12 protein-coding genes are annotated in these 12,600 nt (G+C 71.7%); 7 read left to right on the top strand and 5 right to left on the bottom strand.

Translation table 11 applies throughout. The features are described 5' to 3' along the window. The first annotated feature begins 1 nt into the window (after position 1). The 3 genes from glgA (at position 2) to ABC270_RS10970 (ending at position 2,477) form a co-directional block, all read left to right on the top strand. On the top strand, positions 2 to 1,198 hold the full coding sequence (gene glgA / locus ABC270_RS10980; protein ID WP_412880831.1) for a glycogen synthase: 1,197 nt from the start codon (positions 2 to 4) through the stop codon (positions 1,196 to 1,198). A gap of 136 nt (positions 1,199 to 1,334) precedes the next feature. Beyond that, positions 1,335 to 2,117, top strand: a complete 783-nt coding sequence (locus ABC270_RS10975) for an ABC transporter ATP-binding protein (RefSeq protein ID WP_412880830.1) — start codon at positions 1,335 to 1,337, stop codon at positions 2,115 to 2,117. Positions 2,118 to 2,228: 111 nt separating this feature from the next. Next, positions 2,229 to 2,477: a type B 50S ribosomal protein L31 gene (locus tag ABC270_RS10970; protein WP_144712088.1), complete on the top strand. Its 249-nt coding sequence runs from the start codon at positions 2,229 to 2,231 to the stop codon at positions 2,475 to 2,477. A gap of 238 nt (positions 2,478 to 2,715) precedes the next feature. Here ABC270_RS10970 and ABC270_RS10965 read toward each other — a convergent pair whose 3' ends face one another. Together ABC270_RS10965 and treS are read right to left on the bottom strand one after the other, a co-directional pair. Next, a complete protein-coding gene (locus ABC270_RS10965) occupies positions 2,716 to 3,423 on the bottom strand; it encodes an exonuclease domain-containing protein (RefSeq protein WP_412882075.1) in 708 nt (235 codons plus the stop codon). Positions 3,424 to 3,658: 235 nt separating this feature from the next. Beyond that, on the bottom strand, positions 3,659 to 5,413 hold the full coding sequence (gene treS, locus ABC270_RS10960) for a maltose alpha-D-glucosyltransferase (RefSeq protein WP_412880829.1): 1,755 nt from the start codon (positions 5,411 to 5,413) through the stop codon (positions 3,659 to 3,661). Positions 5,414 to 5,566: 153 nt separating this feature from the next. Between treS and ABC270_RS10955 the strand changes: the two genes are divergently transcribed. Further along, positions 5,567 to 6,601, top strand: coding sequence for an alpha/beta fold hydrolase (locus tag ABC270_RS10955; protein ID WP_412880828.1), 1,035 nt, complete (start codon positions 5,567 to 5,569; stop codon positions 6,599 to 6,601). A gap of 5 nt (positions 6,602 to 6,606) precedes the next feature. After that, positions 6,607 to 7,680 carry a glycosyltransferase family 4 protein gene (locus tag ABC270_RS10950; protein ID WP_412882074.1) on the top strand — a complete coding sequence of 358 codons (1,074 nt, stop codon included), beginning with the start codon at positions 6,607 to 6,609 and terminating at the stop codon, positions 7,678 to 7,680. 40 nt (positions 7,681 to 7,720) lie between these two features. Here ABC270_RS10950 and ABC270_RS10945 read toward each other — a convergent pair whose 3' ends face one another. From ABC270_RS10945 to ABC270_RS10935, 3 genes are all read right to left on the bottom strand, one after another. Then, positions 7,721 to 8,446, bottom strand: coding sequence for a hypothetical protein (locus ABC270_RS10945; protein ID WP_412880827.1), 726 nt, complete (start codon positions 8,444 to 8,446; stop codon positions 7,721 to 7,723). Positions 8,447 to 8,729: 283 nt separating this feature from the next. Next, positions 8,730 to 9,368, bottom strand: coding sequence for a histidine phosphatase family protein (locus tag ABC270_RS10940; RefSeq protein ID WP_412880826.1), 639 nt, complete (start codon positions 9,366 to 9,368; stop codon positions 8,730 to 8,732). A 7-nt stretch (positions 9,369 to 9,375) separates the two neighbouring features. Continuing rightward, on the bottom strand, positions 9,376 to 10,251 hold the full coding sequence (locus ABC270_RS10935; protein ID WP_412880825.1) for a Sir2 family NAD-dependent protein deacetylase: 876 nt from the start codon (positions 10,249 to 10,251) through the stop codon (positions 9,376 to 9,378). Positions 10,252 to 10,313: 62 nt separating this feature from the next. On the opposite strand from ABC270_RS10935, the gene ABC270_RS10930 reads away from it, so the two are divergent. Both ABC270_RS10930 and ABC270_RS10925 read left to right on the top strand, forming a co-directional pair. Further along, entirely contained in the window at positions 10,314 to 11,129 is an 816-nt protein-coding gene (locus ABC270_RS10930; protein ID WP_412880824.1) for a TrmH family RNA methyltransferase, read from the top strand. Between the two features lie 230 nt (positions 11,130 to 11,359). Next, positions 11,360 to 12,592: a D-alanyl-D-alanine carboxypeptidase family protein gene (locus tag ABC270_RS10925; RefSeq protein WP_412880823.1), complete on the top strand. Its 1,233-nt coding sequence runs from the start codon at positions 11,360 to 11,362 to the stop codon at positions 12,590 to 12,592. The last annotated feature ends 8 nt before the right edge of the window (positions 12,593 to 12,600 follow it).

Genomic DNA, 12,600 nt, shown 5'->3' with positions numbered 1-12,600 from the left:
CGTGCGAGTCGATCTACTGACCAGGGAATACCCACCAGAGGTGTACGGCGGGGCGGGCGTCCACGTCGCCGAGCTCACCGCAGCGCTGCGGTCGGGCACGGACACCGAGGTGCGGGTCCGCGCCTTCGGGGCGTTCCGGGACGAGGCCGACGTCTGGGCCTACCGGACGCCGAACGGCCTCGAGCGGGCCAACGGTGCGCTCCAGGCACTCGGCACCGACGTGGCGATCGCCGCCGACGTCGAGGGTGCCGACCTCGTGCACTCGCACACCTGGTACGCGAACGCCGCGGGGCGGATCGCGCAGCTGACCTACGACATCCCGCACGTCGTCACCGCGCACAGCCTCGAGCCGCTGCGCCCGTGGAAGGCCGAGCAGCTGGGTGGCGGCTACCGCCTGTCGAGCTGGATGGAGCGTGAGGCGTTCGAGCGCGCCGACGCGGTCGTCGCGGTGTCGAAGGCCATGCGCGCGGACATCCTCCGGTCGTACCCGTCGATCGACCCCGAGCGGGTGCAGGTCGTCTACAACGGGATCGACATCGAGGAGTGGAAGCCGACCGTCGACGAGGACGCCGTCCGCGCTCTCGGGATCGACCCCTCCCGCCGCAGCGTCGTGTTCGTCGGGCGGATCACCCGCCAGAAGGGCCTGCCCTACCTGCTCCGTGCGGTGGCGTCGCTGCCGTCGGACGTCCAGATCGTGCTCTGTGCCGGGGCGCCGGACACCCCGGAGATCATGGCCGAGGTGACCGGGTTGGTCGAGTCCCTGCGTGCGGAACGTGACGGCGTGGTCTGGATCGACCGCATGCTCTCCCACGGCGAGGTCGTCAACGTGCTGTCGTCCGGCACGGTGTTCGTCTGCCCGTCGATCTACGAACCGCTCGGCATCGTGAACCTCGAGGCCATGGCGTGCGGCATCCCCGTCGTCGGTACCGGCACCGGCGGCATCCCCGAGGTCGTGGCGGACGGGCTCACCGGGCGCATCGTGCCGATCGACCAGGCGCAGGACGGCACCGGGACGCCGACCGACCCCGACCGCTACGTGGCCGACCTGGCGGCGACGCTGAACGAGGTCCTCGAGGACGAGGGACTCGCGAAGCTCATGGGCCGCGCCGGTCGGCTGCGCGTCGAGAGCGAGTTCACGTGGGACGCGATCGCCCACCGGACCCGCGCCGTGTACGACCGGGTGCTCGCCGGGCGCTGACTCGTCGACGCCGACCCGCTGGGCGCCGACCCGCAGGGCGGCCGACACGGTGGGGGCTCACCCGGCCACGTCCGCGGCGCGCGCCGACCCGGTGTCGCGCCGCGGGCCTCCCGGTCGGACCCCGTAGGCTGGGGACATGCCCTCGGTCGTGCGCCTGTCAGACGTCTCCGTTGTCCGCAACGGAGCAACCATCCTCGACTCCGTCTCGTGGGAGGTGCAGGCCGACGAGCGCTGGGTCGTGCTCGGCGCGAACGGCGCCGGCAAGACCACGCTGCTGCAGATCGCGGGTGCGCAGACCTTCCCGACCTCGGGTGACGTGCACGTCCTCGACGTCGAACTCGGCACCGCCGACCTCGCGGAGCTCCGCCCCCGCATCGGGTTCGCCTCGACCGCGCTCGCCCGTCGGATCCCGTTCACGGAGACGGTGCTCGACGTCGTGCTGACCGCCGCCTACTCGATCACCGGTCGGTGGAACGAGGAGTACGAGGAGCTCGACGTCCGCCGTGCGCAGCGCGTGCTCGACGAGTGGGGTCTCGGCGCGTTCACCGAGCGGACGTTCGGCGAGCTGAGCGACGGCGAGCAGAAGCGCGTGCAGATCGCCCGCGCGGTGATGACGGACCCCGAGGTCCTGTTCCTCGACGAGCCCGCGGCGTCGCTCGACCTCGGCGCCCGCGAGAGCCTGGTGCGGACCCTCGGCGGCTACGCGCAGAGCCCCGACGCACCCGCGATCGTCATCGTCACGCACCACGTCGAGGAGATCCCCGTCGGTTTCACGCACGCCCTGGTGCTCACCGACGGACGCGTGCAGGCTGCCGGGCCGATCGACGAGGTGCTGACCGACGCGACGCTCTCGGAAGCGTTCGGTGTCGGCCTCACCGTGACGAAGGACGACGGGCGCTGGAGCGCCCGCGCGTCGTAGCGGCTCGCCGGGCCGATCTGGTAACGTAGACGGCTGGCGCACGCCGAAGACTTCCCGCGCGGTGTCCTCTCGGACCCGCGCAATCCGACCGCATCCAACCGAGGAATCTCCATGAAGACCGACACCCACCCCGAGTACAACGCCATCGTCTTCCGCGACCTGGCCTCCGGTGAGACGTTCCTGACGCGCTCGACCGCGACCAGCGACAAGACCATCGAGCTCGACGGTGCGACCTACCCGGTCATCGACGTCGAGATCTCGTCCGCGTCGCACCCGTTCTACACGGGCAAGCAGCGCATCCTCGACTCGGCCGGTCGCGTCGAGAAGTTCAACCAGCGCTTCAAGGGCTTCGGCAAGTAAGCAGCCTCGCGTTCCGCAGCGGGCGGTCCTCCTCCGGGAGGGCCGCCCGCTCGGCGTTCCGTGGGGCGTGCGGTGCCGGCAGCGGGCGCGGGCGCGTGGTTTGGAGCGTCGCGCCGAGAGGTCGAACCACGGGCACGACATCGAACCAGGACACCCGCTCGGTTCGATGTCGGGATGGCGGTTCGATCGGCGCGGGTGGTCGACGAGCGCACCGATCGCCGGACGACTCTCGGCTGCGCTACGAGCCGTTGCGGTGCGGCCAGCGACCGTCGGCCGTGAACGCCGGGTCGCGCTTCGTCCGCATGTACTCCTGGAACGACGCCGCCTGGTCCGCGCACCAGCCGACCTGCTTGCGGTGGAGTTCCTCGGCGGAGACCCCGAGCTCGTCGGGGTACTTGGCCGCGATCGCCTGCGCGACCCGTCCGGCCGCGATGGCGTCCGCGCCCGCGTCGTGCGCATCGGACAGTGTGACGCCGTACAGCTCGGACGCGGCCTCGAGCGTGCGCTTGCCCTTGCGGTAGGTGTCGAGCGCCTTGTCGATGACGAGCGGGTCGACGACGTTGCCGATCACGGGGGAGGCGAGGCCGTGCCGCTTGGCTTCACGGTCGAGGACGGTGAGGTCGTACGGGGCGTTGTAGATGACGAGCGGGATGCCGCGGGCGAACACGGCCTCGACCGCGGCGATGACCTCGGCCACGACCTCGCCGGCGGGACGTCCCTCGGCCTGGGCGCGCTCGGTGGTGTACCCGTGCACGGCGGCGGCACCTTCGGGGATGGCGATGCCGGGGTCGGCGACCCAGGCGCCCTCGACGATGGAGCGGCCCGTCATGTCGATCAGACCGACGTGGGCGGTGACGATGCGGGCGGTCTCGACGTCGACGCCGGTGGTCTCGAGGTCGAAGACGCCGAGTGCGTGCCACCACGGGCGGCCGGAGAGGTCCTGCACCGTGGACGTCGGTGTCGGTGCGGCTGCTGTCGCGGAGTACGTCACGCGGTCAGGCTAACGGGACCGACCGACACGGCACGTACCGACACGGGGCCCACCGACACGGGCAACACCGACACCCGACCCACCGACACGGTGCGAACCGCCGCGGCGCGCAACGACGCAGGACCCACCGACACCGGAGGCGACGGACGACGCGACCCGCCTGTCGGGGCCGCGCCGTGCCTCCCGGCCGCTACGCCGTCGTCGTGGCGGAGGCGGGCGCGACCGCTCCCGGGGCCACCGCCGGAGCCGCGCCGACGTGCAGCCAGTAGAACGACTGCGTCCCGAGCGTCAGCGTGACGGACCCGTGCTCGTCGAACGACGGGAAGACGCTGCCACCGAAGAGGTCGTAGAGCGGCCGCCCGGCGTACTCCGGCACCGAGATCGTGACGGAGGTCGGGTTCGTGGCGAACGAGAAGACGCAGAGGACGTCCTCCGCCGACGGGCCGAACTGCTGCCCCGACCCTTCCCACGAGCGCACGAACGCCAGCACGGACTCGTTCGAGGTCTCCTGCACCGCGAGCGTGCCGAGGCCGAACACCGGGTGTGCCTTGCGGACGTGGATGACGTTGCGCACCCAGTGCAGCAGCGACCGCGACTGGGCGAGCTGCGCCTCGACGTTGACCTGCTGGTAGTTGTACACGAGCGACTGGACGACCGGCAGGTAGAGCTTGCCCGGGTCCGCCGTGGAGAACCCGGCGTTCCGGTCGGGCGTCCACTGCATGGGCGTGCGGGACGAGTCGCGGTCGGGCAGCCAGATGTTGTCGCCCATGCCGATCTCGTCGCCGTAGTACAGGAACGGCGACCCGGGGAGCGAGAACAGCAGCGCGTGGATGAGCTCGAGCTCGGCGCGGGAGTTGTCGAGCAGGGGAGCGAGGCGCCGGCGGATGCCGATGTTCGAACGCATCCGCGGGTCGTAGCCGTACCAGCCGTACATCGCCTGGCGGTACTCCTCGCTCACCATCTCGAGGGTGAGCTCGTCGTGGTTGCGGAGGAAGACGCCCCACGCGGCCGACTCGGGCACGTCGAGGGTCTCGGACAGGATCGCCTTGAGCTCCGAGGCGTGCTGCGCGCGGAGCGAGTAGAAGATGCGCGGCATGACGGGGAAGTCGAACGCCATGTGGCACTCGGGCTCCTCGTCGGTGCCGAAGAACGCGGCGGTCTCACGCGGCCACTGGTTCGCCTCGGCGAGCAGCACGCGGCCGGGGTACTCGTCGTCGACCATCGCGCGGAGCTGCTTGATGAACTCGTGGGTCTCCGGCTCGCCCTCGCCGTTGCCGTCCTCGGACTCGAAGAGGTACGGGATCGCGTCGAGCCGCAGCCCGTCGACGCCCATGTCGAGCCAGTGCCGCACGACGTCGTACACGGCCTCGACGACCGCGGGGTTCTCGAAGTTGAGGTCGGGCTGGTGCGAGAAGAACCGGTGGAAGAAGAACTGCCGTCGGACCGGGTCGAACGTCCAGTTCGACTCCTCGGTGTCGACGAAGATGATGCGGATGTTCTCGTACTCGGTGTCCGTGTCCCGCCAGACGTAGAAGTCGCCGTAGGGGCCGTCCGGGTCCTCGCGGGACTGCTGGAACCACTCGTGCTGGTCGCTCGTGTGGTTGATCACCATGTCGATGACGATCCGCATGTTGCGCTCGTGCGACTTCGTGACGAGTTCGCGGAAGTCGTCGAGCGTACCGAACTCGGGCAGGATCGCCTTGTAGTCCGAGATGTCGTACCCGCCGTCGCGCATCGGCGACTGGAAGAACGGCGGCAGCCAGATGGCGTCCACGCCGAGCCACTGGAGGTAGTCGAGCTTGCCGATCACGCCCTGGATGTCACCGATCCCGTCGCCGTTCGAATCGACGAACGAGCGGATCATGCACTCGTAGAAGACGGAGCGCTTGTACCACTGCGGGTCCAGGGTCAGGCCTGGGAGCTGGATCGGGGCCGTGAACGTCACCCTGGACACGCTAGGCCGCGCGGCTGGCGCTGTCCGCAGGAAGACCGGACCGGAGGCGCGGGTCGCTCGCGCGGACCCGTTCCGTCTGCGAGTTCTCCACATCATTCCCGGGGTGCAGGAGGCGCCTGGTACGCCTTCCCTAGACTGGCCAGGATGCGCCCGCCCCTGCTCTCCCCCTACCAGTCCCTCATGGCCGCGACCCCGGTCGTGCACCGATCGGTGCGGATCGACGGGCGGACGACGCACTACTGGGTCTACGGCCCCGAGGACGCGTCGCGCACCGTGCTCGCGGTGCACGGGTTCCGGGGCGACCACCACGGCCTCGAGACCATCGCCGCGCACCTGCAGGGCGTGCGCGTGGTGGTGCCGGACCTGCCGGGGTTCGGGGTGTCCGACCCGCTGCCGTCGTCCGACATCGACTCCTACGTGGCGTGGCTGACCGGCTTCCACGCGGCGCTCGGCCTCGACGACCAGACCGTCGTCCTCGGGCACTCGTTCGGGTCGATCGTCGTCGCCGCCACCGTCGCCGCCGGCCTGCGCACCCGACTCCTCGTGCTCGTCAACCCGATCGCCGCCCCGGCACTGCAGGGTCCGCGGGCGATCGCGACCGGCGTCGCCATCGGCTACTACCGAGCGGGCGCGCTGCTGCCGAAGCCGCTCGGCCTCGCGCTGCTCCGGAACCCCGCGATCGTCCGCGCGATGAGCATCGCCATGCTCAAGTCGCACGACCGCGAGCTCCGGCGCTGGGTGCACGACCAGCACGACCGGTACTTCTCCGCTTTCTCCGACCGGACGAGCGTGCTCGAGGCGTTCCGCACGTCGGTGACGCACGACGTCTCGGAGTACGCCGACCGCATCGACGTCCCCGTCCTGATGATCGCGGCCGAGCACGACGACATCACGGCAGTGCCGGAGCAGCAGGCACTCGCTGCCCGACTCGCGGACGCCGAGCTCGTGGTCGTGCCGGGTGTGGGGCACCTCGTGCACTACGAGACCCCCGCGGCGGCCGCATCAGCGGTGCTCCGTCGGATGGACGACTCGGGCGGCGCCCGTCGGCGTGGGTCGCAGCGGCGCGGCGGGCGTGCCGGGGCCGCGCCGGCCGGCGCTGCCACGGGCGGAGCAGACAGCGACGATGCGGGCTCGAGCCGTGCCGGACGTCCGGGTCGCGGCGTGGAGCGGACGTCGTGAGCCGCCTGCGCATCGGGATCGACTGCCGCTACGTCCGCATCGGACGGCACGACGGCATCTCCCGGTTCACCGCGGGGATCGTCGCCCACCTGCCCGAGCGGCACGACCACGTACTGCTCGTGCACGACGCCCGGCAGCTCGACTCCCTTCCCGAGGGGCTCCCGCACGAAGTCCTGCCGGCCCCGACCGACGCCGGCGAACCGTTCGTCGCGCGGCAGGTCAACCGGCTCGGCCTCGACGCGGTGTTCTCGCCGATGCAGACCATGGGGTCCCGCGGACGCGACTACGCCCTCGTGCTCACCCTGCACGACCTCATCTACTACCGGAACCGCACGCCCCCGCGGGAGTTCTCCTGGCCGATCCGGCTCGGGTGGCGGGCGTTCCACCTGTCCTGGGCCCCGCAGCGGTTCCTGCTGAACGGCGCCGACGGCGTGGTCACCGTGTCCGAGACGACCGCTGGCCTCATCCGGCGACACCGACTGACCACGCGTCCCGTGACGGTCGCCTACAACGCGGCGGATCCGGCGGAGCGTCGTCCCGCAGACGGGGAGCGACGTCGCGATCTGGTGTACATGGGGTCGTTCATGCCGTACAAGAACGTGGAGACCCTGGCGGCCGCGATGCCACTGCTCGGGGCCGACTGGCGGTTGCACTGCATGTCGCGGGTGTCCGACGCCGATCGTGCCCGCCTCACCCGGATCGCACCCGCCGGGTCGCTCGTGTTCCACGACGGCGCATCCGACGAGACCTACCTCGACGTCCTCCGGTCCGCGACGGCGTTGGTGACGGCGTCCTACGACGAGGGCTTCGGCATCCCGCTCGTCGAGGCGATGGGCGTCGGGACCCCGGTCGCGGTGAGCGACATCCCGATCTTCCGGGAGATCGGCGGCAGCGCCGCCGAGTACTTCGACCCGTCCTCGCCGTCGGCGGTCGCCGCCGCGGTGCGTCGGCTCGAGGACCGGTGGGACGACGCATCCGAGCAGTCCGTCGAGCAGGCAGCACGGTTCCGGTGGGCGGACTCCGCCGAGCGGGTGGTGGCCGCGGTCGAGCGGGCCGTGGCGGACCGGGCGGCTCGTTAGGGTCTCCAGCGCGTCCGTCGGCCGGTGGCCACTCGGCCGGTCAGGCGGCTGGGGGCTCGCTCGTCACCGCGGCTCCGGGGAGGACCTCCTGCGTCGCCTGCCGCGCCTTCGCGAGCACGGCACCGAGTGCTGCACCACGCCCCGCGGTCTGCACGGTCACCTGCTGGACCTTCGCGTCGTCGGAGGGCGTCGACGCGACCCAGGCGCAGCGCACCGCGCGCACCCCACCGATGGCGTCGACCCGCCTGGCCAGGTCGAGGCGGCGCGCGCTGACCTCGGCGTCGGCCGAGATCCCGACGCGCATGGTGTCGATCGCGACGACCGCGAACACCCGGACGCCGTTCCCGTCCGTCCTCGCCGCGGCCTCGCTGAGCGCGGAGACGAGTGCCGCCTGCGCGGTCTCGTCCAGGCCGTCCTCGGCGGTGGCGACCGAGATGACGTCGTAGCTGGCGAACCCCGTCTTCGTGGTGCGGATGCCGTTGACCTTGACCACCCCGTCGACGGCGCCGGCGGCGGCCTCGAACCGGCTGAGCGCTGCGGCTGGCTGGGGGAACACCCCGCCGACGCCGTTCTGCACGCTGCCGATGATCGTGATCAGCGCGGCCGCGAGGACGCCCACTGCGAGGACCACGCCGCCGGCGACGAGCGCGCCCCGTCGCACCCGCTGGGGAGTGGTCCGGGTCGGTACCGAGGCCGTGTCGGGTCCGAACGCCCGGTCGAGGTCGTCGTCGGGCTCGGCCGGCCACCCGGGCTGTTGGGTGCTCATGCGGTCCCCCTCTCAGGACCTCCTGACCGGGTCGGGGTTCGCGCGCCCGGCTCGGCCCGGAGTGCCCCGGAGCATAGTCCCGCAGCGGGCAACGGGTCCCCGGCGAGGGTGGCGAGTCTCGTGCTGGGTGCCGCGTGTCTCGTGGCGCCGACCGCGAGTCTCGGGTCGAGCCGTGCCGGGTCTCGTGGTGAGCGACGATCCTCGTGCTCGCGACCACGAGGAGGGTCGCTGTGCACGAGACTCGAGCTTCCCGCTCGGCTCCCCGATCTGCGTGCCGCCCGTGTCAGCTTCGCCGCTCGAGGGGGTTCTGGTACTCGAAGGCGTAGCCGCCCGGACCGTCCGAGGCGTCGTCGATCGGGTCGTCGAACCGCACGAGCTCGGCGTGGAACCGCTCCGGGTCCCACCGGAACGAGTGGATGGAACCGTTGCGGATCGGCGTGCTGTGGCGGTCGGCGGTCCCGGGGGCGGCGGCGTTCACCACGCTCCGGATGACGGCACCGTGCGTGGCGACGACGACGGACGCGCCGTCGTACCGGATCGCGATCTCGCTGAGCTGCTCCGTCACGCGTGCCAGGAGCGCCGACCGGGACTCGCGTCCGGGGACGTCGTCGTGCGGCCACCGTGCGCGGATCTCGACGTCCGTCAACCCCTCGGCCGCACCGTACGACCGCTCGGCCAGTCCCGGGTAGGTGTCGGGCACTGCCAGACCGAGCCGGGAGGCGATGATCGAACCGGTCTCGAGGGCACGGGGCAGCGGCGACGCGACCACCGCGTCGAAGGTCCGTCGCGCGAGGAGCTCGGCGGCCCCGACTGCCTGTGCACGTCCGACGTCGTTGAGCGGGATGTCGGTCGACCCCTGGATGCGGCGCTGCCGGTTCCAGTCGGTCTCGCCGTGCCGGACCAGGGAGAGGTGGGTCGTCACCCGACGATCATGTCAGGTCCGCGGTCGTGGCGACGGGGGCGTCCGCGGTGGTGAGCTGTTCCGCGAGCGCCACGAGCGTCTCGGTGGTGCCGGCGTCGAGCTTCACGGCGGCACGGCGGTCGCTGCGCGTCGTCCCGCGGTTCACGATCACGACCGGGTGCTTCCGCCGGACCGCGTGGTCGACGAGCCGTACGCCCGAGTTCACCGTGAGCGAGGACCCGACGACGAGCAGCGCGTCGGCGTCCGCGACGATCGACACGGACTCGCGGAACTTCTCGGCGGGGACGAACTCGCCGAAGAACACCACGTCGGGCTTCAGCACGCCACCGCACACCGAGCAGTCCGGGACGACGAAGCGCTCCACGTCGGTGATCTCGACGTCGCCGTCGGGCTGGAGCTGCACGGAACCCGGCTCGTCGATCCACGGGTTCGCCCGGTCGAGCGTCGCCGCGAGGTCGGAACGGGAGAACACCTGGCCGCACGTCAGGCAGACGGCACGGTCCATCGAGCCGTGGATCTCGACGACCCGGCGCGACCCGGACCGCAGGTGCAGCCCGTCGACGTTCTGGGTGATGACGCCCGTGACGATGCCCGCGCGCTCGAGCTCGGCGAGCGCCCGGTGCCCGTCGTTCGGCACCGCCGCCGCGAAGGTCCGCCACCCGAGGTGCGAGCCGGCCCAGTACCGCTGCCGCTTCGCCGGGTCGGACCGGAACTCCTGGAACGTCATCGGCTTCCGCACGACGCGTCCCTCGCCCCGGTAGTCGGGGATCCCCGAGTCGGTGCTGAGCCCGGCGCCGGACAGCACCGCGATCCGCTTGCCGGCGAGCAGCTCGACGGCGCGGTCGAGGTCGGCCGCGGTGGTGTGCTCGTCGCTCGGGGGCATCGTCTCCACGGTACCCTCAACAGCCGACCGTCCCGCGTCCTTCCCTCCCAGAACGGAACCCCGTGCAGCCCGTCCGCATCGACTCGCTCGACGACCCCCGCCTCGACGACTTCGCACGACTCACCGACGTGGCCCTCCGGCGTGTCACGGAGCCCGAGGGCGGGCTCTACATCGCCGAGTCGAACACCGTGATCGAGCGCGCGGTCCGGGCCGGGCACGTCCCGCGCAGCGTGCTCGTGCAGGAGAAGTGGCTCGACGACGTGCTGCCGCTCGTCGCCGAGCACGACGGCCCGGTCTTCGTGGGTCCCGACGCGCTGCTCGAGGAACTCACCGGGTTCCGGATGCACCGCGGAGCCATCGCTGCGATGCACCGGCCGGAGCTGCCGACGGTCGCCGAGGTCGTCCGTGACGCGGAGCTCGTCGTCGTGCTGGAGGACATCGTCGACCACACCAACGTGGGCGCGGTGTTTCGGAGCGTCGCGGGCCTCGGCGCCGACGCCGTGCTCGTCAGTCCGCGGTGCGCCGACCCGCTGTACCGCCGGAGCGTCCGGGTGAGCATGGGCACGGTGCTGCAGGTGCCGTGGACGCGCATCGGCGAGTGGCCGGACGCCGGCGAGGAACTGCGGGAGCAGGGGTTCCACCTCGCCGCGATGGCGCTGACGGACCGCTCGGTCGACCTCGACCGGTTCGTCGCCGACGTCCCGGAGCGGGTCGCCCTCGTGATGGGGACGGAGGGCCGGGGACTCACCGACCGGGCGATCGCTGCCGCCGACACCACCGTGCGGATCCCGATGTCGCACGGTGTCGACTCGCTCAACGTGGCCGCGGCGAGCGCCGTCGCCCTCTGGGCCGTCGCGCACGCGCAGCGCGCGCGCTGACCCCCTGACCAGCGCGGGCGCGTGAACAGCGCGGCCGCGTGAACAGCGCGGCCGCGTGACCAGCGCGGGCGCGTGAACAGCGCGGCCGCGTGACCAGCGCGGGTGCGTGACCGTCGCGACGGTGGACCGGTGCCGGTCGCCTGACCCGGCCTGGAGGCACGCCCCATGTTCTCCACAGCCGGAGCGTCCTCGCAGGGCCGGCCCGCGCCTCCCGGCTAGGCTCCCTGGCTGTGCCACGAGTCGTCCGCCGCCCTCGCTCCGCCGTCCGGCGGCCCGTGACGATCAGCGTGGTCGCGGTGCTCGTCCTCGCCGTCGGGTACCTCGTGGCGGCCGCCGTCGTGCCGTTCGCCCCGGCGAGCGCGACGACGACGACCTACTCCGCGCCGAGGTCCACGGTGCCCGACCTCACCTTCCCGGGGTACGGCGCCACGGCGGTCGAGGCCACCGACTTCCCGGAGAGCCTGCGCACGAGCGGCGACCGGAAGCAGCGGTCGATCGCGAGCATCTCGAAGGTCGTCACGGCGCTCGTCGTGCTCGAGGAGAAGCCGCTCCGGACGGGCGAGACCGGCCCGACGATCCGCTTCACCAAGCAGATGCAGGGGCTCTACGCGAAGTACCTCGCGGTGAACGGCGAGGTCGCGCCGATGCCCGACGGCCTGCGGTTGTCCGAGTACCAGACGTTCCAGGTCATGCTGATGAAGTCGGCGAACAACTACGCGGGGTCGCTCGCACTGTGGGCGTTCGGGTCGATGGACGCGTACCAGAAGGCCGCGTCCACGTGGCTCGACGAGCACGGCCTCGAAGACACGGTGATCCACGAGCCGACCGGTCTCGACCCGCGGAACCGGTCGACGGCGACGGACCTCGTCGACCTCGGGCAGCTCGCCCTCGCGAACCCGGTGGTGAAGGAGATCGTCGGCACGAAGCATGTCACGGTGCCGGGTGCCGGCGAGATCGAGAACTCGAACAAGCTGCTCGGGCTCGACGGGGTCGAGGGCATCAAGACCGGCACGCTGGACGAGGCCGGGGCGTGCCTGCTGTTCGCCGCGACCTACGAGCGGGGTGGCCGGCAGGTGACGGTCGTCGGGGCGATGCTCGGCGGTGTGGACCACGACTCGCTCGACGACGACGTGCAGCGGCTGCTGCGGTCGGTGGCCGACAACTTCCAGCTCGTGACGCTCACGCACGAGGGCCAGACCTTCGGCACCTACAGCACGCCGTGGCAGGACGGGGCGGACGCGGTCGCGGCGAAGGCGTCCGATGTGCTGGTGTGGGGGAAGACCACGGTCACCGCGACGACCCACCTCGACCCGGTGACCCTCGGGGACCGCGGCGAACGGGTCGGCCGGGTGCGGTTCTCGATCTCGGACCACGACGCGGTGACCGTCCCGCTCGAGCTCGACCGCTCGATCACCGACCCGGGTGTGTGGTGGCGGTGGACGAACCCGTTCCGGGGCACCTGATCCTCCGC

Source organism: Curtobacterium phoenicis (assembly GCF_047238015.1).
Classification (GTDB): Bacteria; Actinomycetota; Actinomycetes; order Actinomycetales; family Microbacteriaceae; genus Curtobacterium.
The sequence above is the reverse complement of the archived record's forward strand: the minus strand, read 5'-3'. Positions and strand labels throughout refer to the sequence as shown.

What these genes read in the sequence shown, in the direction of transcription:
- ABC270_RS10975 (WP_412880830.1), top strand. Translation starts at nt 1,335, where the DNA reads ATGCCCTCGGTCGTGCGCCTGTCAGACGTCTCCGTTGTCCGCAACGGA.
- ABC270_RS10970 (WP_144712088.1), top strand. Translation starts at nt 2,229, where the DNA reads ATGAAGACCGACACCCACCCCGAGTACAACGCCATCGTCTTCCGCGAC.
- ABC270_RS10955 (WP_412880828.1), top strand. Translation starts at nt 5,567, where the DNA reads ATGCGCCCGCCCCTGCTCTCCCCCTACCAGTCCCTCATGGCCGCGACC.
- ABC270_RS10945 (WP_412880827.1), bottom strand. Translation starts at nt 8,446, where the DNA reads ATGAGCACCCAACAGCCCGGGTGGCCGGCCGAGCCCGACGACGACCTC.
- ABC270_RS10935 (WP_412880825.1), bottom strand. Translation starts at nt 10,251, where the DNA reads ATGCCCCCGAGCGACGAGCACACCACCGCGGCCGACCTCGACCGCGCC.